18 protein-coding genes and 1 pseudogene are annotated in these 20,913 nt (G+C 69.9%); 14 read left to right on the top strand and 5 right to left on the bottom strand.

Going from position 1 to position 20,913, the window contains the following annotated elements:
• Nucleotides 1-214: 214 nt before the first annotated feature.
• Nucleotides 215-1,222, bottom strand: coding sequence for a Gfo/Idh/MocA family oxidoreductase (locus tag ORI60_RS17510; RefSeq protein WP_266038449.1), 1,008 nt, complete (start codon nt 1,220-1,222; stop codon nt 215-217).
• Nucleotides 1,223-1,413: 191 nt separating this feature from the next.
• On the opposite strand from ORI60_RS17510, the gene ORI60_RS17505 reads away from it, so the two are divergent.
• Together ORI60_RS17505 and metX are read left to right on the top strand one after the other, a co-directional pair.
• Complete coding sequence (locus ORI60_RS17505; protein WP_416234418.1) at nt 1,414-2,700, top strand: bifunctional o-acetylhomoserine/o-acetylserine sulfhydrylase; 1,287 nt, start codon at nt 1,414-1,416, stop codon at nt 2,698-2,700.
• A complete protein-coding gene (gene metX / locus ORI60_RS17500) occupies nt 2,700-3,713 on the top strand; it encodes a homoserine O-acetyltransferase MetX (protein WP_266038448.1) in 1,014 nt (337 codons plus the stop codon). The genes ORI60_RS17505 and metX overlap by 1 nt, the downstream gene beginning before the upstream one ends.
• On the opposite strand, the gene ORI60_RS17495 is transcribed toward metX, so the two are convergent.
• Nucleotides 3,676-4,362 (bottom strand): TioE family transcriptional regulator, encoded by a 687-nt coding sequence (locus ORI60_RS17495; protein ID WP_266038447.1) that lies wholly within the window; start codon nt 4,360-4,362, stop codon nt 3,676-3,678. The genes metX and ORI60_RS17495 overlap by 38 nt on opposite strands.
• Before the next feature lie 78 nt (nt 4,363-4,440).
• Here ORI60_RS17495 and ORI60_RS17490 point away from each other — a divergent pair, with 78 nt between their 5' ends.
• Complete coding sequence (locus ORI60_RS17490; protein ID WP_266038446.1) at nt 4,441-5,568, top strand: erythromycin esterase family protein; 1,128 nt, start codon at nt 4,441-4,443, stop codon at nt 5,566-5,568.
• On the opposite strand, the gene ORI60_RS17485 is transcribed toward ORI60_RS17490, so the two are convergent.
• Nucleotides 5,540-6,046, bottom strand: coding sequence for a hypothetical protein (locus tag ORI60_RS17485; RefSeq protein ID WP_266038445.1), 507 nt, complete (start codon nt 6,044-6,046; stop codon nt 5,540-5,542). The genes ORI60_RS17490 and ORI60_RS17485 overlap by 29 nt on opposite strands.
• 120 nt (nt 6,047-6,166) lie before the next feature.
• Between ORI60_RS17485 and ORI60_RS17480 the strand changes: the two genes are divergently transcribed.
• From ORI60_RS17480 to ORI60_RS17465, 4 genes are all read left to right on the top strand, one after another.
• On the top strand, nt 6,167-7,285 hold the full coding sequence (locus tag ORI60_RS17480; protein ID WP_266038444.1) for a sensor histidine kinase: 1,119 nt from the start codon (nt 6,167-6,169) through the stop codon (nt 7,283-7,285).
• Complete coding sequence (locus tag ORI60_RS17475) at nt 7,282-7,935, top strand: response regulator (protein ID WP_266038443.1); 654 nt, start codon at nt 7,282-7,284, stop codon at nt 7,933-7,935. The genes ORI60_RS17480 and ORI60_RS17475 overlap by 4 nt, the downstream gene beginning before the upstream one ends.
• Nucleotides 7,936-7,997: 62 nt before the next feature.
• A complete protein-coding gene (locus tag ORI60_RS17470) occupies nt 7,998-8,708 on the top strand; it encodes an alpha/beta hydrolase (RefSeq protein ID WP_266038442.1) in 711 nt (236 codons plus the stop codon).
• Nucleotides 8,705-9,727 carry an acyltransferase family protein gene (locus tag ORI60_RS17465; protein WP_266038441.1) on the top strand — a complete coding sequence of 341 codons (1,023 nt, stop codon included), beginning with the start codon at nt 8,705-8,707 and terminating at the stop codon, nt 9,725-9,727. The genes ORI60_RS17470 and ORI60_RS17465 overlap by 4 nt, the downstream gene beginning before the upstream one ends.
• Nucleotides 9,728-11,087: 1,360 nt before the next feature.
• On the opposite strand, the pseudogene ORI60_RS17460 reads toward ORI60_RS17465, so the two are convergent.
• A pseudogene (locus ORI60_RS17460) lies at nt 11,088-11,321 on the bottom strand (hypothetical protein); the annotation flags it as partial.
• A gap of 387 nt (nt 11,322-11,708) precedes the next feature.
• Here ORI60_RS17460 and ORI60_RS17455 point away from each other — a divergent pair.
• Genes ORI60_RS17455 through ORI60_RS17445 form a run of 3 tightly spaced genes read left to right on the top strand, consistent with a single transcriptional unit; the run spans nt 11,709 to nt 14,535 of the window.
• Complete coding sequence (locus tag ORI60_RS17455; protein ID WP_266038440.1) at nt 11,709-12,791, top strand: DUF418 domain-containing protein; 1,083 nt, start codon at nt 11,709-11,711, stop codon at nt 12,789-12,791.
• 5 nt (nt 12,792-12,796) lie between these two features.
• Complete coding sequence (locus ORI60_RS17450; protein ID WP_266038462.1) at nt 12,797-13,918, top strand: sensor histidine kinase; 1,122 nt, start codon at nt 12,797-12,799, stop codon at nt 13,916-13,918.
• Nucleotides 13,915-14,535 carry a response regulator gene (locus ORI60_RS17445; protein ID WP_266038439.1) on the top strand — a complete coding sequence of 207 codons (621 nt, stop codon included), beginning with the start codon at nt 13,915-13,917 and terminating at the stop codon, nt 14,533-14,535. Before ORI60_RS17450 ends, ORI60_RS17445 begins: the two co-directional genes overlap by 4 nt.
• Here the strand turns inward: ORI60_RS17445 and ORI60_RS17440 are convergent.
• A complete protein-coding gene (locus ORI60_RS17440) occupies nt 14,532-15,104 on the bottom strand; it encodes a TetR/AcrR family transcriptional regulator (RefSeq protein WP_266038438.1) in 573 nt (190 codons plus the stop codon). The genes ORI60_RS17445 and ORI60_RS17440 overlap by 4 nt on opposite strands.
• 164 nt (nt 15,105-15,268) lie before the next feature.
• Here ORI60_RS17440 and ORI60_RS17435 point away from each other — a divergent pair, with 164 nt between their 5' ends.
• The 4 genes from ORI60_RS17435 to ORI60_RS17420 all read left to right on the top strand — a co-directional run bounded on the left by ORI60_RS17435 (nt 15,269) and on the right by ORI60_RS17420 (nt 20,856).
• Entirely contained in the window at nt 15,269-16,054 is a 786-nt protein-coding gene (locus ORI60_RS17435; RefSeq protein ID WP_266038437.1) for an SGNH/GDSL hydrolase family protein, read from the top strand.
• Between the two features lie 139 nt (nt 16,055-16,193).
• Nucleotides 16,194-17,783, top strand: a complete 1,590-nt coding sequence (locus tag ORI60_RS17430; protein WP_266038436.1) for a carboxyl transferase domain-containing protein — start codon at nt 16,194-16,196, stop codon at nt 17,781-17,783.
• A 2-nt stretch (nt 17,784-17,785) separates the two neighbouring features.
• Nucleotides 17,786-19,699 carry an acetyl/propionyl/methylcrotonyl-CoA carboxylase subunit alpha gene (locus ORI60_RS17425; RefSeq protein WP_323055917.1) on the top strand — a complete coding sequence of 638 codons (1,914 nt, stop codon included), beginning with the start codon at nt 17,786-17,788 and terminating at the stop codon, nt 19,697-19,699.
• Nucleotides 19,700-19,704: 5 nt separating this feature from the next.
• A complete protein-coding gene (locus ORI60_RS17420) occupies nt 19,705-20,856 on the top strand; it encodes an acyl-CoA dehydrogenase family protein (protein ID WP_266038433.1) in 1,152 nt (383 codons plus the stop codon).
• Nucleotides 20,857-20,913: the final 57 nt, after the last annotated feature.

Genomic DNA, 20,913 nt, shown 5'->3' with positions numbered 1-20,913 from the left:
TGTCAACTCGACGAAAAGCGTGTCGAGTTGACACCCCTTCTCTCATGCAGCAAGTGCTATGGCGCGACTCGTGATGGGACCCCACCGCCCTTGCCTTATGGAAAGACGGCTCGCCTTCGGCATCGCTTGGAGGGCGGCTCGCCTTCGGCATCGCTTGGAGGGCGGCTCGCCTTCGGCATCGCTTGGAGGGCGGCTCGCCTTCGGCTTCGCTTGGTTATAGGCGTACTGCGTCGCCTGTTGTTGCTGACTGCTTTGCTGCTTCGATCACTTCTAGGCCCGCTACTGCGTCTTGGGGTGAAACTGGGGGTTTTCCTGCTGCTACTGAGGCGTAGAAGTCCTGGTATGCGCCTGGTTCTGTGCGGTGAGGCTTGCCGTTCAGCTTGCCCCAGGCTTCTTCTGGTTCTTCGCCCCAACCCGGGCCTGCTGGGGTTTCTCCTGCCTTCAGGTGTTCTTCCTGGGGGTCCATGCCGTACTTCACGTAGGCGGCGTCGTGGCCCAGCACGCGGAAGCGCGGGCCCAGGTCTGCTGCCAGGGCGCTCATCCAGAGGTGGGAGCGGACGCCGTGTTCGTGGGTCAGGGAGAGGAAGACGTCGTCGTCTGCCCTTGCGCCTGGGCGGACGGTGGCTATTTCGGCGTGGACTGAGGTGGGGCGGCCGAAGAGGGCCACTGACTGGTCCACCAGGTGGGTGCCCAGGTCGAAGAGGATGCTGCCCAGGTCTGCCGGGTCGCCCGATTCCTTCCAGGAGGACTTGATCTCCGGGCGGTAGCGTTCGAAGCGGGACTCGAACTTGTGGACCGTGCCCAGGGTCTTCTCCGCCAGCAGGCGTTTCACCGTGAGGAAGTCGCCGTCCCAGCGGCGGTTGTGGAACGGGACGAGCATCAGGCCCTTGGAGGAGGCGATCGACGCCAGTGCTCTCGCCTCCATCGCCGAGCCCGCGAAGGGTTTGTCCACCACCACGTTGAGGCCGTGTTCCAGGACCTGGCGGGCGTGGGTCGCGTGGAAGCGGTTCGGGGTGGTGATGACCACCAGGTCGAAGTCGCCCGACCAGACTTCGTCCAGAGAGGACAGAAGGCGGGTGTTCGGGTAGCGGGCCGCCACCTCTGCCTGGCGCCTCGGGTTCGACGTGACGACGGCGGAGAGGTCCAGGCCTTCCGTCGCCTCGATGAACGGGGCGTGGAAGGCCGCCCCACCTAGTCCGTAGCCGACCAGAGCTGTGCGCATGCGATCAGCCTAAGCGGTCTCACCTGGTGGACGGGGTGTCGGAGGGACCGTCCGGCCCCCTACCTTCGTCGACCATGACCATGTCGTTGGTTAGCAGGCGCCACGTCGACTACGTGCGCGTCACCAGCATGGCCTGTCGTCGCTCCCGTTGATCTCAGACCCCCCGAATCAGCGAACGTTGGAGCACAGCCATGTCCTGGTCCTTCGAGACTGCTCAGATCCACGCGGGCGCCGCGCCCGACCCGGCCACTGGCGCTCGTGCCACGCCGATCTACCAGACCACCTCCTACGTCTTCAGGGACACGCAGCACGGCGCTGATCTCTTCGCGCTGGCTGAGCCCGGGAACATCTACACGCGCATCAACAACCCCACGCAGGACGTGCTCGAGCAGCGCGTCGCCGCGCTCGAGGGGGGCGTTGCGGCTGTCGCGTTCGCGTCCGGGTCGGCCGCGGAGACCGCGGCGATCCTGAACCTGGCCCGGTCCGGGGACCACCTCGTGTCCAGCGCGTCGCTGTACGGCGGTACGTACAACCTGTTCCACTACACGTTGCCGAAGCTCGGCATCGAAGTGTCGTTCGTGGACGATCCGGACGACCTCGACGCCTGGCAGGCCGCGGTGCGGCCCAACACCAAGCTGTTCTTCGCGGAGACGCTGGCCAACCCGCGCAGCCACGTGCTGGACGTCGAAGGGGTCGCCGGGGTCGCGCACGCGAACCAGGTTCCGCTGATCGTCGACAACACGGTGCCCACGCCGTACCTGCTCAGGCCGTTGGAGCACGGCGCTGACATCGTGGTGCACTCCGCGACCAAGTACCTCGGCGGGCACGGAACGGCCATCGCGGGCGTGGTCGTGGACGGCGGGAAGTTCGAGTACGGCGCGGAGAAGTTCCCGGACTTCCACGAGCCCGACCCCAGCTACAACGGGCTGCGGTACTGGCCGGTGCTCGGGCACGGGGCGTTCGCGGCGAAGCTGCGGGTGCAGGGGCTTCGGGACACGGGTGCGGCCATCGCGCCGCTGACCAGCTTCCTCGTCATCCAGGGCATCGAGACGTTGTCGCTGCGGATCGAACGGCACGTGCAGAACGCGCAAGCGCTTGCGGAGTGGTTGGAGGGACGGGACGAGGTCGCGAAGGTCCACTACGCGGGCCTGCCGTCGTCGCCGTTCCACGACAACGCGCGGAAGTACCTGCCGAAGGGCGCGGGCGCGGTCGTGAGCTTCGAGCTGCGCGGTGGTGTCGAGGCCGGACGGGCGTTCGTCGACGGCACGAGTCTGTTCAGCCAGCTGGTGAACATCGGTGATGTGCGGTCGTTGATCGTCCACCCGGCGTCGACCACGCACAGCCAGCTCACGCCCGAGGAGCAGCTCGTCACGGGTGTCTCGCCCGGTCTGGTGCGGCTGTCGGTCGGACTGGAGGGGCTGGAGGACCTCAAGGCGGACCTGGAGGCGGGCTTTACCGCGGCGAAGTCCGAGCTGTAGTGGGCGGCTGGCGGTTCGGTGATCCGTTCGGCCGGCGGAAGTGGTTCAGCCACGCCGGGAAGTTCGGGGAACTGCCGGGTTTCCAGCTCGCGTACGAGACGTGGGGGACCTTGAACGCCGAGGCCTCCAACGCGGTGCTCGTGCTCCACGCCCTGACCGGGGACAGCCATGTCGCCGGGGGCGTGGAGCCGGGTCACCCGACGCCGGGCTGGTGGGACTCCCTCGTGGGGCCGGGTAAGCCGCTCGACGCGTTCTTCGTCGTCGCGCCGAACGTGCTGGGAGGCTGTCAGGGCAGCACGGGGCCCTGGCAGCACCCCCGGTTCCCCGACCTCACCATTCGCGACCAGGTCGCGGCCGAGGTGCTTCTCGCGGACCACCTGGGCATCGGGCGGTGGGCCGCCGTGCTCGGCGGGTCCATGGGAGGCATGCGGGCCGTCGAGTGGGCGGTGAGCGAGCCGGAACGGGTCGAGTCGCTGCTGTTGCTGGCGACGACCGCCGCGGCGTCCGCCGAGCAGATCGCGCTGGCGTCCGCGCAGCTGCACGCGATCCGGGCCGATCCCGTGGGAGGACTGGGGATCGCGCGGCGGATCGCGCACATCAGCTACCGCAGCGAGCAGGAGTTGCAAGCCAGGTTCGGCAGGAGCAGGCAGGAGGACGGGCGGTTCGAGGTCGAGTCCTATCTGGACCACCACGCGGCGAAGCTGAGCAGGCGGTTCGACGCGGCCAGTTACGTCACGCTGACGGAGGCGATGAACTCGCACGACGTCGGGTATCAGCGCGGTGGCATCAAGGCGGCGCTGCGCAAGGTCACCGCGCGCACGATCGTCGCCGGTGTCGACTCGGACCGGCTCTATCCGCTGGCGCAGCAGGAAGAGCTGGCCGCGGGCATCCCCGGGGCCGACGACCTGAGGGTGATCGGGTCGCCGTACGGGCACGACGCGTTCCTGATCGAGAGCGAACAGGTCGGCGCGCTGGTCACGGAGCTGCTGCCCGTGCGGTCAGGTAGTCGTTGAGGCGTGCGGAGGCGGCCAGCATCGCCAGGCCCCGTGCGGTGAGGCGGCGGCGCCAGTCGGCGAGGGCGGCACCGAGGGTGTCGGTGCCGCCTGCCGTGCGGATCTGCTCGACCACCAAAGCTATGCGCGCCAACGGATAGCCGCCGCGCCGCAGCAGGTGGGCGAGTTCGGCGTCGCGGACGTCCTCGGCCCGGAACAGGCGGTGGCCGGTCGGTTCGCGAGACGGCACGAGGATGCCGGCCTCCTCCCACGCGCGCAGCGTCGCCGGGGTCACGCCGAGGCGCCGGGCCAGCTCGCCGATCGTGCGCGGCTCCAGGACGGGTTCGACGTCGGTCAGGTCCTGCACGGCCCGGCTGACCGAGTCGAGGGTCGAGCGATCGCGCAGCAGCTGTTCGTGGCCCCTGTCGATCGTCGTGAGCACGTCGTCCAGCGAGCCGGCGTGGATCGCGTTCATGATCTGGCCCGCGGTGGCGTGCCCGAAGGCCGGGACCAACGCTAGGAACGTGCGCAGCGCGGCGGCGTGGGTCTCGGTGTAGACGCGGTAACCGGACGGTGTGCGCTCGGCGGGCGGGAGGAACCCGGACTCCTCGTAGTTGCGCACCGCCTGGGTCGAGAGGCCGTGCTCGCGGGCGAGGTCAGTTGGTCGCACGGTTGAGACTTTAGATGCGAATGACGAGAAGATCGCACAAAAGTCTCAACGGAGCTTTCAATGTTACGGTTGAACCACATGAGCCAGGACATTCGCGAGTTCATCACCCCCTTCACCGAGCTGCTGGGCTTCGGGGAGCCGACCCACCTCGAGCACGCCCACACGTGGATCCGCAACGAGCTGTTCGAGCAGCTCGCGGGCTTGGGCTTCCGCTCGATCGCCCTGGAGACCTGCCGGATCAGGGGCTTGAGCGTCAACGACTACGTGCACGGCGGCCCCGGTGACCTCGACACGATCATGAAGGAGGGCTTCTCCCACACGTTCGGGGAGAACTGGCCCGCCAACCGCGAGCTCGTGCAGTGGATGCGCGAGTACAACGCGGGCAAAGCGCCTCGGGACCGCCTGTCGTTCCACGGCTTCGACTTCCAGACCGAGACGGCCAGCGCGCCCAGCCCGCGTCCCTACCTCGAACACGCCCGCGACCACCTGGGCGAGGACGTGGACCTGACGATCGACGACGAGAAGTGGAGCCGCGACGAGGCGGTCATGGACCTCACCCAGTCGCCGGGCCGGTCGGAAGAAGCGATCAGGCTGCGCGAGATCGGCACCGGGATGCTCCGGCGGCTGCACGAGCGCAGGAGCACCGACGAGGCCTGGGCCCGCGCGGAGACGCATCTGGTGGCCGGGCTGAACCTGCTCCGGTACCACCGGGAGTGCGCGGAACCGAACCCGCTGGGCGTGCGCCTCACCCGCCTGTGCCAGATGCGGGACGGCGTGATGGCCCGGAACCTGCTGGAGATCCGGCGCGCCGAGGCCGCGAACGGGCCGACGTTCGTGTTCGCGCACAACGCCCACCTGCAGCGCACCACCAGTTCGATGGAGATGGCCGGCGAACGCGTCGAGTGGTTGTCGGCAGGCGCGCTCGTGGCGCCGATCCTCGGTGACCAGTACACCGTGATCGGCGGCACGCTCGGCCGCAACGACTCCATCGGGCTCGGCGAACCGGACGAAGCCACCTTCGAGGGCCAGTTGCAGGACCGGTTCACGACCTGGGGCATCACGAAGGACAAGCCCGAGGGCTCACCTCGCACCGACACGGGCGCCGACCCCATGCTGGCGATGGCCTACTTCCCGCTCGACCAGCACCTCATGGACGGTGTGGACGCTCTGCTGCACATCAGGGTTGGTCGTCCAGCGACGCGGTGATCCACGGCGCGACGGGGAGGTCGCGCGTCTCGCACTCGATCGCCAGCTTCAGGGTCCACCGCAGGGCTTGCAGGACGACTGTCGCAAGCTCCTGCGGTTGACCGTTGGCCAGGGCGATCTCGATCTGCTCCGACGCCGCGTCCTGATCGCCGTGCACCTCGGCCAGCAGCGCGCGGATCGCCGTGCGGACGGGTGGGTCCGCGTCGTCGATCTGGACCTCGTTGCCCTCCTCGTCGAAGACCTGCATCTTCACCGGGGTGGCGCCGCCGGAGCCGAGCGCGCTGACCATGCTGCTGCACTCGGCGAACAGCAGGAGCACGAGCTCACGGATCTCCTCGTTGCCCTCGGGCGACCCGCTGAGGTACCCGGTCACGAGGTCTACCGCCACAGCGTCTTCCCCGGCCCTGGCCGCAGCCAGCGCCTCGCCGGCGACGGCCGTCAGCCGTGACCAGCGATCTGGATCCTGTGGTGGTGTCACAGGTACTGCCTACCGCGCGGTGTCACGCATTCGCAATGCCCCATCTTGATCAGAGTGCTACCCGGGTATGTCACTCCGCAGGTCAATGTGCGAATCGGCGGATCCACCTAGCATCGGCTGGTGTTCCGCGCGCTGTACCGAACCGTTCTCGGTCCTGATCGCACCCGAGTGCTCGCCAAGGCGCTGGGGCGGTGGCGCGTCCCGGTGCACGGCGCGCTGATCATCTACGCTGTCGTGTGGGCGATCGTCGCGAGCGCCGGCTACGTGCGCCAGGAGGACTCGGACGGCTGGTGGGTCGTCATCTTCCTGGTGACGGTCGTGCCGTACGTGCTGCTGATCTGGTCGCCGCTCTACGCCTGGCGGCTGGCGGTTCCGGGCTTCTACCTCGTCAGTCTCCTGTGTGCCGGCGACGGCGCCGAGACCTTCCAGTACTGGACCGCGGTGCCGCTGTTCGTCGCGGTCGCGGCGTTCTACTCGCGCGCGATCGTGATCGTGGCCACGTTGCTCAGCGGCGCGCTCATCATCGCGTCCGAGCCGCAGGCCGCGGACATGGCGTTCTTCGTGCCGATCGTGGGTACCGCGGTCTTCCTGTTCGGTGCGCGCGGCAGAGCGGAACGCGAACTCGAGGAGGAGCGCGACGCCAAGGCCGCGCTGGAGGAACGCGCCCGCATCGCACGCGAGATGCACGACGTCGTGGCGCACCACATGTCGCTGGTGGTGGTCAGGTGCGAGACCGCGCCCTACCGTCTCAAGGGGCTGAACGAGGAAGCACAGCGGGAGTTCGCGGAACTCGGCGAGGCCGCGCGTGAGGCGATCACCGACATGCAACGGCTGCTGGGCGTGCTGCGGACGAACGGCGAGGCTCCTCAACGGGAACCGCAGCCGGGCATCAGCCGCATCCCGGAACTGGTGAGACCCGGCGACGAGGCCGAGGTCGACGTGGACGACGTCTCGGAGGCGGTCGGCCTGACCGCGTACCGGATCGTGCAGGAGGCGCTCACGAACGCCACCAGGCACGCGCCCGGCTCGAAGGCGTCCGTCCAGGTGCACCAGAACAAGGGCGTGCTGGAGGTGTACGTGATCAACACCGCCGGCGGGCCGTCCAGGGGTGGCGGCAGCGGGCAGGGCCTGGTGGGGATGCGGGAACGCGTCGCGGTGCACGGTGGCACGCTGACCGTGAAGTCGACCGAGGACGGCGGGTTCCTGGTCAGGGCGAGAATTCCGTTGGGGGACAAGTGATCAGGGTGGTCGTGGTCGACGACCAGGAGATGGTGCGCGAGGGGTTCTCCGCGCTGCTCGACTCGCAGGAGGACATCGAGGTCATCGGTTCCGCGGGCAACGGCGTGCAGGGCGTCGCGCTGGCGCGTACGGTCAGACCGGACGTCGTGCTGATGGACATCCGCATGCCCGAAATGGACGGACTGACGGCGACGAGGTTGTTGCTGAACGGGTCGGACGACCTGAAGGTCCTCGTGCTGACCACGTTCGACCTCGACGACTACGTCTACGAGGCGTTGCAGGCCGGTGCGAGCGGGTTCCTGCTCAAGCACGCGCCCGCCCGCGAGCTGCTCAACGCCGTGCGCGTGGTCGCCGCGGGAGAGGCCCTGCTCGCGCCGTCGATCACCAAACGCCTGATCGAGGACTTCGTGCGGTCGCGCCGGTCCGACCGCGTCCGGCCGGCGCAGCTGTCGGTCCTGACCGAACGCGAGACCGAGATCCTCGTGCTGATCGCGCAGGGCCTGTCGAACACCGAGATCGCCGCGCACCTGGTGCTGGCCGAGCAGACCGTCAAGACGCACGTGAGCCGCGTGCTCACCAAGCTCGGCCTGCGCGACCGCGCCCAGGCCGTCATCGCGGCCTACGAGAGCGGGCTCGTGGTACCGGGGTAGCAGCGGGAAGACGGCACGCCGGGGTGACGATCCGGGGTCCGTGGTCTTCCTAGCGTCGGTGCATGCGCCGAGCCGTCCTGTTCCTCCTGCTGATCGCCCTCCCGTCGGTCGCGCCGTCGATCGCGCAGTGGCGTTCCGACGTCGCCCGCCGGGTCGCGATCGTCGGTGACCTGAGCACCGCGCGTGACGTCGTGGTCCTCGTGCCGGGGTCCGACGTGGACCTCGGCAGGTTCGAGCGCACCGTCGGGCGGATGGCGTCCAACTTCTACGAGCAGGCGCGCCGGGACGACCTCGCGGTGATCGCCTGGCTCGGGTACCGGACGCCGCAGGGGCTCGGCGTGGACGCGATGACGGGCTCGCTGGCGCGTCAAGGGGCCACGGCGCTCGCCGACTTCGTGCGGTCGTTGCGGACGCAGGCGCGCGTGCACGTCGTCGGCCACAGCTACGGGTCGGTGGTGGTCGGTCTCGCGGCGCACGAACTGGACGTGGCGGACATCGTGTTCACCGGAAGCCCTGGCGTGCGGGCGGACTCCGTCGAGGAGCTGGGGACCCGCGCTCGGGTGTGGGCGCTGCGGACCAGCGGGGACTGGATGAGGTTCGTGCCCAACGCGCGGTTGTTCGACCTCGGGCACGGCACGGATCCGGCTTCGGACGGCTTCGGGGCGACAGTGCTGCGGTTCGAGGGCGGGAAGCACGACACGTACTACGAGCCGGGCAGCGAGACGTTGAACGCTCTCGTCCGGATCGCTTCGGGTTCGGGGGAGAAGCTGTGAGAAATCCGTTCATCGACGCCGTGCGGGCGATCGCCGTCGTCACGGTCGTGCTCGGCCATTGGCTGGTGACCGCACTCGTCGACACGCCCACCGGCATGTACATCGACAGTCCGTTGAAGCACCTGACCTCGCTGACACCGGTCTCGTGGGTGCTGCAGACGCTCGGCCTGTTCTTCTTCGTGGGCGGGTATGCGGCCGCCCGCTCGAAGACGCCGTTCCTCGTCCGGCTCAAGCAGCTCGCCGTGCCCACGGCGCTCATGCTCGGCTGCTGGGCCGCTGTCCTCTTCGGACTGACGTTGCGCGGCGTGGACCAGGGCACCGCCTGGAACATCGGGTTCCTGGTCACGACGCCGCTGTGGTTCTTCGGCGTCTACCTGGTGCTGCTCGCGTTGAAACCGCTGGTGCGCAGGCTGGACGAGCACTCGTGGGGTGTGCTCGTCCCGGTCCTGCTGGTGCTGGTCGTGCCGTACGCGGTGTGGTGGGCGGTCTGGCAGCTCGGGTTCTCGCTGGCGCGCAGGAGGATTCCCGGACCGCCTCTGCTGGTGCTGGGCGTGCTCGGGTACGCGCTGCTGACGACGTTCGGAGGCTACCCGCTGTCGGCGGTGGGCATCCCCGGTGAGGCCGTCTCGAACCTGAACCCGCCGAACTACGCGACGCTCGCGCTGGCGTTCGCACAGATCGGCCTGGTACTCACGATCGCACCGCTGCTCACGAGGCTCGGCACGGCGAAACCCGTGGCGTGGCTGAACAAGCACGCGCTCGGGATCTTCCTGACGCACCAGAGCGCGTTGATCACCGTGACGCTGGCGCTCAGCGCGTGGGGTTCGCTGCCGGGGCTCCAGCAGCCACCAGACCATCCAGGCTGGGTGTGGCAGCGGCTGCTGTGGCTGCCGGTGTGCGCGGCCGTGACCTGGGGATGGCTCCGAGCGCTGCGAGCCCGATCGCCACGGCGTGCAGCACCACCACCGGCGGGGCCGGGTCCAGCGCCAGCATCGGCGGCACGCACGCCAGCGCCGTGAGCAGCCACGGCAGGCGGGTGTCGCAGCTGCCGGTGCGGGCGGTGTGGATCAGGTACCAGCCGAGCAGCAGGTGGATGAGGTTCTGCAACGGGTCCACGGGCAGCAGCACCAGCACGCCGTCGCCGAGGAACCCGCTCACCACGAACCCGAGCACGCCGAGCGTCCCGAACGACACGCCCATGGCCGTCGCGAGCCGTGTGCGGTGCGACTCGTGGGGCAGGCGTTGGAGCCGGACCAGGCGGCGTTCGAACCGGTGGAACAGCAGGATGAGCGGCACCAGCCCGAGCACCAGCCAGACCGGGGCCTGTGTCAGCCCGAGCAGCCCGACCAGCGCGCCGACCCCGGCCAGGTACGCGAGGTACACCGTCATCGGGGCGCGGCGGGCGAAGTCCACGACGTGCCACGACCGGCCGTCGAGCCACGAGGTGACGCGCCCGCGGGCCAGCAGCGCGAGGCACACCTGCGCCACGCCGAGCACCATCATCGAGCGCGGGTAGTCGCTGAAGAACACCAGCGCGGGCAGCGTGACGGCCCCCAGCGCGGCCAGGAGCCTGCGCGAGAGGACGGTCAGCGTGCCGTCCGCGTAGAAGAAGCCGATCTGCTGCATCAGCAACGCGCCGACGATCAGGTTCGCGTACCCGCCGGTCTTCCAGTCCGTCGACGTGCGCGCGATCTCGACCGCGAGCGTCACCAGCACCAGCACGAACGGCGTGGTGCGGCGGAAGTGCCGGTGCAGCCACGCGGCCGCCGGGGTCGCGGCCACGGCGAGCAGGTAGACCCCGAGGAACCACAACGGATGCGTGATCAGCCGGCTGTACGCGTCGACCTCCACGTCCATCAGGTTCAGCGCCGCGAACAGCACCACCCACAGCAGCACGAACGCCAGCACGGGCCGCAGCAGCCACGACGTCCGGCTCGACACCCAGCAGCCGAAGCCGCCCTGGTGCGCCTGCCAGCTGCGCAGGTTCGCGTGCCCGCCGGCGAAGAAGAACAGCGGCACCGCCTGCAGCGCCCACAGCCACGGCGTGCCGACGCCTCTGAGGTGCGCGAGCGTCGCCACCGTCTCGCCGAGCACGAGCAGCGCGAGGCTGAAGAGCCGCAGGAACGTCGCGTACCGGTCCTGCTCCGCGTGGGCCAGCACGAGGGGCAGCGAGTTCGCGGTCGTGCTCTCGCGACGCCGGCCGTGCAGCCGCGCCAGCAGGAGGAACACGACGACCGCGCTGCCGAACGCCCACGCCACCACGGGTTCGTGGCCGGGCGCTCCCCACCGCTGCCGCCAGGAGTTGAACTTCAGCCCCAGCGCGTAGGTCTCGGCCACCGCGTGACAGCTCTGCTGCGCACCGCGCGGGTTCAGCCGGCACTGCGCGTGCAGGTCCGTCGTCAGCCTGTCGTCCAACGCCTTGCGCGCCTGCGGCCCGAGCGGATCGCCCTTGTGGTCGGCGTAGCGCAACAGGTCGTAGCCCAGGTCGTGCGCCCGGCACGCCGCGCTGAAGTCCCACTCCGTGTCACCGGCCGGCCCGGAGCACCCGCCACCCGCGTCGACGACCCGCAGCGTCCCGTCCGGTGCCGTGATGGTCTGGGGATCGCGCCCCATCTCGCGCGCGAAGTCCGACGGCAGGTTGAGGTACGGGTCGTGCGTCGCGGACGGCGCCACGAACGCGTCGACGGCGTTGGCCGCGGCGATCACGTCGGCACTGGGCGGAACCCCGTTGTCCCCGGTGGCCGGGCGGGAGGCGACCACCCCGCAGACGAACACCGCGAGCGTGATCACCGTGAACCGGAACCAGGCCGGGAGCCGGAGGAGGAGTTTGCGCGCGCCCATTGTCGGGCAAGGTTACGGAAGGGTCTCGGCTGATCGCCAGTTCGCCAGGTCAGGCGCACGCCATCCGTCGATCGGTGGATCCCGGGCCAGCCCCGGTGGAGGCCGGGGTGCGCGACACGGCCGATGCCGCGCGGTTCGTCGCGCCGCCAGGCTCGAAGCATGAAACGCCTGCTCACACCTGATCTCGCCCGCGGCGGCATGCTCGCGTTGATCGCGCTGGCCAACTCGGCGGTCTACCTCCACGGCCGTCCGTACGGCGTCCGCCAGCACATCGTCGAGACGGACCTGGCCGATCGCCTGGTCAGCGCCGGTGTGGTGACGTTCGTCGACGCCCGCGCGTACCCGATGTTCGCCTTCCTGTTCGCATACGGCGTGGCCCGCATGGCGCCGGAACGGGCCCGGTCGCGCAACGTCTGGCTGATCGTCTTCGGGTTCGTGCACGCCCTCCTGCTGTACCCCGGCGACGTGCTCGGCCTGTACGGCCTGCTCGGGTTCGGGGTGATCGCGATGAGCAGGCTGAAGGACAGGACGTTGCTCGTGGTCGCCGCCGGCTGGCTGGTGCTGACCGCGGTGGTCCAGGGCCAGGCGTACGCGGCGCCGCCGAACGGGCAGCGGTCGTTCTTCCAGTCGTTCGAGACAGCGGACCCGCTGGCCGCCATGGCGCTGCACCCGGTCGAGTGGCTGCTGGTCCCGTTCGGGCTCTTCGGGGTCGGTGCCGCCGCTCTCACCGGCGTCTGGGCCGCCCGTCGCGACGTCCTCGCCGAGCCGGAACGCCACCGGCGGCTGCTGCGGCACGTCGCTACGTGGGGTCTCACCCTGGCCGTGCTCGGCGGGCTGCCCAGCGGCCTCGCGGTCGCGGGCTTCTGGCACACCTCCGCCCTGTGGCAGCTCGGCGCTCTGCACGCGGTCACCGGCGTCGCGGGCGGACTGGGGTACGCCGCGCTGATCGGTCTGATCGCGATCCGGATCACGCGGCCGAACGCGGTCGTGCGAGCGATCGCGGCGTGCGGGGAGCGGTCGCTGAGCTGCTACCTGTTCCAGTCCGTCGTGTTCGTGCTGCTGCTCAAGCCCTACACGCTCGGGCTGGGTGCGACGCTCGGGTCCGCTGAGGGCGCGGTGCTGGCGCTGGCGACGTGGCTGGTCTCGGTGCTGCTCGCGGACCTGCTGCGGCGCAAGGACATGCGCGGACCTGCGGAGACCTTGCTCAGAAAGGTGCGGGAGCTGCGAAGCTCACCGGCGTGAAGTCCATGGTCGAGCAGGAACGCCGGTGGAACCTGGTGTGGGCGCTCGCGCCGTACGGTCTCCTGGCCGTGGCGACGAGCGTCTACCTGGTGAGCCGGCCGGTCACCCCGGTGCCGCTGGTCGTGGTCGCCGCGCTGGCGGTGTGGCACTGGTGGTTCGTGATGGCGCACCCCGAGTGGTGGGAGCGCAGGACCGGGCTGATGCTGCTGTACTTCGCCGGCGTGCTCGGCGGGACCTTCTCGCTGCTGCTGCACGACAGCGCGTTCGTGATCTTCGTGCCGGCCTGCTACGGCCTCGCGTTCCTGGCGCTGCCGGGCTGGCTCGCCTACGTGGGCGTGCTGGTGGTGAGCGCGCTGTGGGTGGTGCCGCAGGGCACCGACGTCGGCGCGACCCTGCTGGCCAACCTCGGCGTCACCACCCCGATGGCGATCCTGATCGGCTGGATCATCCGCGTGATGGAACGCGAGGTGATCCGGCGGCGCGAGATGAACGAGCGGCTCACGGTGCTGTCCGCCGAGAACGCGAGGTTGCAGGTGCTGGAGGAACGCGCACGGGTGGCGCGCGAGATGCACGACACCGTCGCCCAGGGCCTCACCGGCATCGTGACGCAGCTGGAGGTCGCCGAGGAGCTGACGCCCGCCGGTGATCCGGCGCGCGGCCGCATCGCCACCGCCCGCCGGCTCGCCAGGGACAGCCTGGTCGAGGTGCGCCGGTCGATCGAGGCCCTGCGGCCGGGCCCGCTGCGCGACGCCCGGCTCGGTGAGGCCGTGGAACGGGCGGTGGTGGCGTGGCGGGAGGAACACGGCGTGCCGGTGCACTGCACGGTGACCGGCGACGCGCGTCCGTTGCCCGCGGAGACCGAGGTGGCGGTGCTGCGCGCGGCCCAGGAGGCCCTGGCGAACGCGGGAAGGCACGCCCGCGCCGGGAGGGTGGACGTCACACTGTCCTACATGGAGGACGTGGTGGTGCTGGACGTTCTCGACGACGGCGTCGGGTTCGACCCGTCGGTGCGCGGCTTCGGCCTGACCGCGATGGAGGAACGGGTGGCGTTGCTGGGTGGCACGGTGACCGTGGAATCCGCGCCCGGCGGCGGAACCGCGGTCAACGTGACGCTGGACGCCCGGTGATCCGCGTGGTGGTGGTCGACGACCACCCGGTGGTGCGGGACGGCCTGCGCGGCATGCTCGGCACGCAGGACGACTTCGAGGTCGTCGGCGAGGCCGCGAGCGGACAGGAGGCGCTGACCGTGATCGCGGCCGTGCGCCCGGACGTCGCGGTCACCGACCTGCGGCTGCCCGCGCCGAGCGGGGCCGAGCTGGTGCGGCAGATCCGCGCACGCGCGCCCTCGACGCGGGTGCTGGTGCTGACGACGCACGACACCGACGCCGACGTGCTGCCGACGATCGAGGCGGGTGCGATCGGGTACCTGCTCAAGGACGCGCCGCGGGAGGAGCTGTTCCGCGCGGTGCGGGCGGCGGCACGCGACGAGACGGTCCTGTCGCCCTCGGTCGCCACGAGGCTGGTGCAGCGGATGCGCGCGCCGGTGTCCGCCGCCCCGCTGAGCAACCGCGAGCGGGAGGTGCTGACCCTTGTCGCACAAGGGAAGACGAACCGCGAGGTGGGCGCTGCGCTGCACATCAGCGAGGCGACGGTGAAAACGCACCTGCAGCACGTCTACGCCAAGCTGGAGGTGCCGGACCGGGCTTCCGCCGTGTCCGCGGCGCACCAGCGAGGGCTGCTCTAGGACGCCACCACGGCGGGCGTGAGCGAGGCGAGCGCCATGCGGGACAGCAGCGCGGCCATCTGGTCGCGGTCGAGGTGGGCGCTGTGCGGCGTCGAGTTGATGAGCCCGAACACGGCGTGGGCGGCGGCCCGCGCCGTCGGTTCGTCGAAGTCCGGCACCGTGCGCCGGATCGTCTCCACCCACACCTCGACGTACCGGCGTTGCAAGGCGCGCACGCGCCGGCGGTCCGGATCGGTGAGGTTCGCCAGGTTGCGCATCTGCACGGTGATGAGCGCGGGGTCGTCCAGCGCGAAGTCGACGTGCCAGCCGATGAGCTCGCGCAACGCCTCCTCGGCGTTCGAGGCGGCGTCCACCCGCGCCTGGCCGCCGTCGAGCAGCCGTTCGGAGATCGACGTCAGCATCTCGCCGAGCATCGCGTCCTTGCTGCGGAAGTGCCGGTAGAGGGCCGGGCCGGAGATGCCCACGGCCGCACCGATGTCGTCGATGCCCACGCCGTGGAAGCCGTGGCGCGCGAAGAGCTCGGCCGCGGCGTTGAGGATCTGGTCCCGACGTGAGGGTTTGTCGACCACGGAAGGAGGTTAGCAGCCGTTCACTTCATCGCCCGATGGGTGGAATTCACGCAGGTGCAGGCCCTGATCGTTGACTGTTGACCAATACTTCACACAGGCCTTACCCGTGGGTAACCATTGACCCGCAATGCATCACATCCCTGCGGCCCCTTCGGGAGTCTTCGATGCGTCCTGCTCACCTCATCGCCTCGGTGGTCACCGCCGCCGCGGCCGTCATCGCGCTCGCCAACCCCGCCAGCGCCGCTCCGATCAACTACGTCGCGCTCGGCGACTCCTACGCCTCCGGGCTCGGGACCGGCAGTTACGACGGCGCCAGCGGTAGCTGCAAGCGCGGCCCGCTCGCGTACCCCGCCCTGTACGCGGCGGCGACAGCGCCCGCGACGTTCAAGTCCGTGGCCTGTTCCGGCGCACGGACCGGCGACGTCATCACCCAGGCCAACAACCTCACAGCCGCCACGAACCTGGTCACCGTCCAGGTCGGCGGCAACGACGCCGGCTTCACCGACGTCATCACCACCTGCACCTTCGGCTCGGACCAGGACTGCACCAACCGGGTGAACCAGGCCAAGACCTACGCCGCCACGACGCTTCCCGGGCTGCTCACCAACGTCTACAACACGATCAGGTCGAAGTCGCCGTCGGCGCGCGTGGTCGTGCTCGGCTACCCGCGCCTGTACAAGGTGCCGGGCACGTGCAACGTCGGCCTGAGCGACACCAAGCGCGCCGCGATCAACTCCGGTTCCGACGCGCTGCACAACACCATCGCCGCACGTGCGGGGGCGGCCGGGTTCGGTTACGTCGACGTGCGCGGTGCGTTCACCGGGCACGAGATCTGCTCGTCGAGCTGGTGGCTCAACAGCCTGAGCTGGCCGGTCGAGGAGTCCTACCACCCGAACCGGGCGGGACATCAGAGCGGCTACCTGCCCGCTCTGCGGTCGGCCGTCGGCTAGGTTGATTCCGGAACGTGAGAGTGTCCGAAAGGCGGCTTGACCTGCGTTCGGGTCACTCTCGAGCCGTTGCTGTGGACCGCCAGGTGAGCGGGCGTTAACATTGCCTTGTTAACGCCCGCTAACCTGAGGTCTGGGGAGCATGGACGCACCTGTCCTGCGCAGCGCAGCCGAGCCGTCGGACCGCTACGCCAAGGAGCACACCGCGCTCGTCGACGAGCTGCGCGGCAAGCTCGCCACCGCCGCTCTCGGCGGTCCCGAGAAGGCACGTCAGCGGCACGTCGACCGCGGCAAGTTGCTGCCGCGTGAGCGCGTCGACACGCTGGTCGACCCCGGTTCGCCGTTCCTGGAGCTGTCGCCGCTGGCCGCCAACGGCATGTACGGCGATGAGGCACCGGCCGCGGGCATCATCACGGGCGTCGGACGCGTCTCCGGCCGTGAGTGCGTGATCGTCGCGAACGACGCCACGGTCAAGGGCGGCACCTACTACCCGATCACGGTCAAGAAGCACCTGCGCGCGCAGGAAGTGGCGCTGCAGAACAACCTTCCGTGCATCTACCTCGTCGACTCCGGCGGCGCGTTCCTGCCCAGGCAGGACGACGTGTTCCCGGACCGCGAGCACTTCGGCCGGATCTTCTACAACCAGGCCACGATGTCGGCGCGCGGGATCCCGCAGATCGCCGCCGTGCTGGGGTCGTGCACCGCCGGTGGCGCGTACGTGCCGGCGATGAGCGATGAAGCGATCATCGTCCGCAACCAGGGCACGATCTTCCTCGGTGGCCCGCCGCTGGTGAAGGCCGCGACCGGTGAAGTGGTCTCAGCCGAGGACCTCGGCGGCGGTGACCTGCACTCCCGCACGTCCGGCGTCACCGACCACCTGGCGGAGAACGACGCGCACGCGCTGCGGATGGTCCGCTCGATCATCTCGACGCTCGGCCCCCGCGCGCAGCGTCCGTGGGACGTCGCGCCCGTCGAGGCGCCGGTGGTCACGGACGACCTCTACGGCGTCGTGCCGACGGACTCCCGGACGCCCTACGACGTGCGCGAGGTGATCGCGCGGGTCGTCGACGGCTCGAAGTTCCAGGAGTTCAAGAAGGAGTACGGGCAGACGCTCGTCACCGGCTTCGCGCGCATCCACGGCCACCCGGTCGGCATCGTGGCCAACAACGGCATCCTGTTCGGCGAGTCGGCGGTGAAGGGCGCGCACTTCATCCAGCTGTGCGACAAGCGGTCCATCCCGCTGGTCTTCCTGCAGAACATCACCGGCTTCATGGTCGGCCGCGAGTACGAGGCGGGCGGCATCGCCAAGCACGGCGCCAAGATGGTGACCGCCGTGGCCTGCGCGCGCGTCCCGAAGTTCACCGTGATCATCGGTGGCAGCTTCGGTGCCGGCAACTACTCGATGTGCGGCCGGGCGTACTCGCCGCGGTTCCTGTGGATGTGGCCCAACGCCCGCATCTCCGTGATGGGCGGTGAGCAGGCGGCGTCCGTGCTCGCGACGGTCCGCCGCGACCAGCTCGGCGACGAGTGGTCGGCTGAGGACGAGGAGGCGTTCAAGGCGCCGATCCGCCAGCAGTACGAGGATCAGGGCAACCCGTACTACTCGACCGCGCGGCTGTGGGACGACGGTGTCATCGACCCGCGCGACACCCGCACGGTGCTGGGACTTGCCCTGTCCAGTGCGGCGAACGCCCCCATCGACGATGTTTCCTACGGCGTCTTCCGGATGTGATCATGTTCGACAGCGTTCTGGTGGCGAACCGCGGGGAGATCGCGGTCAGGGTGATCCGCGCGCTGCGGTCGCTCGGGATTCGTTCCGTCGCCGTGTACTCCGACGCGGACGCCGAGGCGTTGCACGTCAGGCTGGCCGACGAGGCCGTGCGGATCGGGCCGGCCGCGGCCCGGGAGAGCTACCTGTCCATCGAGAAGATCGTCGCGGCCGCGGTGTCCACCGGAGCGCAGGCGATCCACCCCGGTTACGGCTTCCTCGCCGAGAACACGGCGTTCGCGGCGGCCTGCGACGCCGCCGGGATCGTGTTCGTCGGACCGCCCGCGTCGGCGATCGACGCGATGGGCGACAAGATCCGCGCGAAGCTGACGGTGTCGGCGGCGGGCGTTCCCGTCGTGCCGGGCCGCACCCGCGCGGGCATGTCCGACGACGAGATCGCCGAAGCGGCCCTGGAGATCGGCTTTCCGGTGCTGCTCAAGCCTTCCGCGGGTGGCGGTGGCAAGGGCATGCGGCTGGTGCACGAGGAATCGGCGCTGCGCGAGGCGATCGAGTCCGCACGGCGCGAGGCGCGCGGGTCGTTCGGTGACGACACGTTGCTCATCGAGCGGTTCATCACGAACCCGCGCCACATCGAGATCCAGGTCCTCGGTGACGCGCACGGCAACGTGATCCACCTCGGTGAGCGCGAGTGCAGCCTCCAGCGGCGGCACCAGAAGATCATCGAGGAGGCCCCGTCGCCGTTCCTCACGCCCGAGATGCGCGAGGCCATGGGTTCCGCGGCGGTCGACGCGGCGAAGTCCGTCGGGTACGTCGGCGCGGGCACCGTCGAGTTCATCGTGGACGGTGCGTCCGGCGACTACTTCTTCATGGAGATGAACACCCGGCTGCAGGTCGAGCACCCGGTGACCGAGATGGTCACGGGCGTCGACCTCGTCGAGTGGCAGCTCCGCGTGGCGTCGGGCGAGGTGCTCGACCTGACCGTCGAGCTGAACGGCCACTCGGTCGAGGCCCGCGTCTACGCCGAGGACCCGGCGCGCGGGTTCCTGCCGACCGGTGGCCGCGTGCTGGCGTTGAGCGAACCGGCCGACGTGCGCGTGGACTCCGGTCTGTACGAGGGACTTGTCGTCGGTTCGGACTACGACCCGATGCTCGCCAAGGTGATCGCGCACGGCCGCACCCGCGAGGAAGCGTTGCGGCGCCTGGACCACGCGCTCGGCCGGATGGTGCTGCTCGGCGTCACGACGAACATCCCCTTCCTGCGCGCGCTTCTGCGCGACGAGGACGTGCGTTCGGGCGCCCTGGACACCGGCCTGGTCGAGCGGAAGCTGGACTCGCTGACCTCCGCCGAGATCCCGGACGACGTGTACGTCGCGGCCGGCCTGGAACGCTCGCTGCAGCCGCACGGCGACGACCCGTGGGACCAGCCGGGCGGCTGGCGCGTCGGTGAGCACGCCTGGACGACCTGGCGGATCAACGACGTCGACGTGCGCGTGCGCGGCGAGGAAGTCGTTGTGGGTGCTGGAGAACCGGTCCGCGCTCGGGCGCGCCGCGAAGGCGCCGACCTGCTCGTCGGCTCCCGCCGCTACGCGATGGCCCGCGACGGTGACGTCCTGTGGCTGGGCCACGACGGCGCCTCCTGGGCGCTGGTCGAGGCCGAGTTCCTGGTCGGCGCCGCCGGCGGTGCCGCCGCCTCCGGTGGCCCGGTGAAGTCGCCGATGCCCGGCACCGTGCTGGTGGTGCGAGCCCAGCAGGGCGAGGAAGTGACCGCCGGTCAAGCGTTGTTCGTGGTCGAGGCCATGAAGATGGAGCACACCGTCACGGCACCCGTCGACGGCGTGCTCGCCGAAGTGAACGTGCAAGCAGGCCAGCAGGTCGCACTCGACCAGGTGCTGGCCCTCGTCGTCTCTCACGAGGAGTGACAGCAATGGTGGACTTCAGGCTCCCGAGCGAGTACGAGGACCTGCGCAAGACCGTCGAGGAGTTCGCCCGCGACGAGGTGGCGCCGGTCATCGGCGACTACTACGAGCGCTGCGAGTTCCCGTACCCGATCGTCGCGAAGATGGGGCAGATGGGCCTGTTCGGCCTGCCGTTCCCCGAGGAGCACGGCGGCATGGGCGGCGACTACTTCGCCCTGTGCATCACGCTCGAGGAGCTCGCGCGCGTCGACTCGTCGGTCGCGATCACGGTGGAGGCGGCGACGTCGCTGGGCGCCATGCCGATCTACCGCTTCGGCACCGACGAGCAGAAGGCCGAGTGGCTGCCTTCCCTGACGTCCGGCGAGAAGCTCGGCGCGTTCGGCCTCACCGAGCCGGGCTCCGGCTCCGACGCGGGCGCCCTCGCCACCACCGCCCGCCTCGAAGGCGACGAGTGGGTCATCAACGGCACCAAGGCGTTCATCACGAACTCCGGCACGGACATCACCGGCCTGGTGACGGTCGCCGCGGTCACGGGCACCCGGCCCGACGGCCGCAAGGAGATCTCCTCGATCATCGTCCCGTCCGGCACCCCGGGCTTCACGGTGTCGAAGAAGTACTCCAAGGTCGGCTGGAGCGCCTCCGACACCCGCGAACTGTCCTTCCAGGACTGCCGAGTGCCCGCCGCGAACCTGCTCGGTACGCGAGGCCGCGGCTACGCCCAGTTCCTGCGCACGCTGGACGAGGGCCGCGTCGCCATCGCCGCGCTGTCGGTCGGCCTCGCCCAGGGCTGCGTGGACGAGTCGGTCCGCTACGCCCACGAGCGCGAGACGTTCGGCGCGAAGATCGGCACCTACCAGGCGATCCAGTTCAAGATCGCCGAGATGGAGGCCCGCGCCCACACCGCGCGCCTGGCCTACTACGAGGCCGCGTCCCGGATGCTGCGCGGCGAGCCGTTCAAGAAGCAGGCGGCCATCGCGAAGCTGGTCTCCTCGGAGGCGGCGATGGACAACGCCCGTGACGCCACGCAGATCTTCGGCGGCTACGGCTTCATGAACGAGTACCCGGTCGGCCGGTTCTACCGCGACGCCAAGATCCTGGAGATCGGCGAGGGCACCTCCGAGGTGCAGAAGATGCTGATCGCCCGCGAGCTGGGTCTTTAGTCCGTTCCATCTAAATAGTTTCAAAACGCCGGTTCGAATCGCGCTGTCCGGCTACCG

Origin of the sequence: Lentzea sp. NEAU-D7, from assembly GCF_026242055.1 — a bacterium.
Taxonomy (GTDB): domain Bacteria; phylum Actinomycetota; class Actinomycetes; order Mycobacteriales; family Pseudonocardiaceae; genus Lentzea.
This window is presented reverse-complemented; position numbering and strand designations above follow the sequence as displayed.

What these genes read in the sequence shown, in the direction of transcription:
- ORI60_RS17510 (WP_266038449.1), bottom strand. Translation starts at nt 1,222, where the DNA reads ATGCGCACAGCTCTGGTCGGCTACGGACTAGGTGGGGCGGCCTTCCAC.
- ORI60_RS17505 (WP_416234418.1), top strand. Translation starts at nt 1,414, where the DNA reads ATGTCCTGGTCCTTCGAGACTGCTCAGATCCACGCGGGCGCCGCGCCC.
- ORI60_RS17490 (WP_266038446.1), top strand. Translation starts at nt 4,441, where the DNA reads ATGAGCCAGGACATTCGCGAGTTCATCACCCCCTTCACCGAGCTGCTG.
- ORI60_RS17470 (WP_266038442.1), top strand. Translation starts at nt 7,998, where the DNA reads ATGCGCCGAGCCGTCCTGTTCCTCCTGCTGATCGCCCTCCCGTCGGTC.
- ORI60_RS17455 (WP_266038440.1), top strand. Translation starts at nt 11,709, where the DNA reads ATGAAACGCCTGCTCACACCTGATCTCGCCCGCGGCGGCATGCTCGCG.
- ORI60_RS17450 (WP_266038462.1), top strand. Translation starts at nt 12,797, where the DNA reads ATGGTCGAGCAGGAACGCCGGTGGAACCTGGTGTGGGCGCTCGCGCCG.
- ORI60_RS17435 (WP_266038437.1), top strand. Translation starts at nt 15,269, where the DNA reads ATGCGTCCTGCTCACCTCATCGCCTCGGTGGTCACCGCCGCCGCGGCC.
- ORI60_RS17430 (WP_266038436.1), top strand. Translation starts at nt 16,194, where the DNA reads ATGGACGCACCTGTCCTGCGCAGCGCAGCCGAGCCGTCGGACCGCTAC.
- ORI60_RS17425 (WP_323055917.1), top strand. Translation starts at nt 17,786, where the DNA reads ATGTTCGACAGCGTTCTGGTGGCGAACCGCGGGGAGATCGCGGTCAGG.
- ORI60_RS17420 (WP_266038433.1), top strand. Translation starts at nt 19,705, where the DNA reads ATGGTGGACTTCAGGCTCCCGAGCGAGTACGAGGACCTGCGCAAGACC.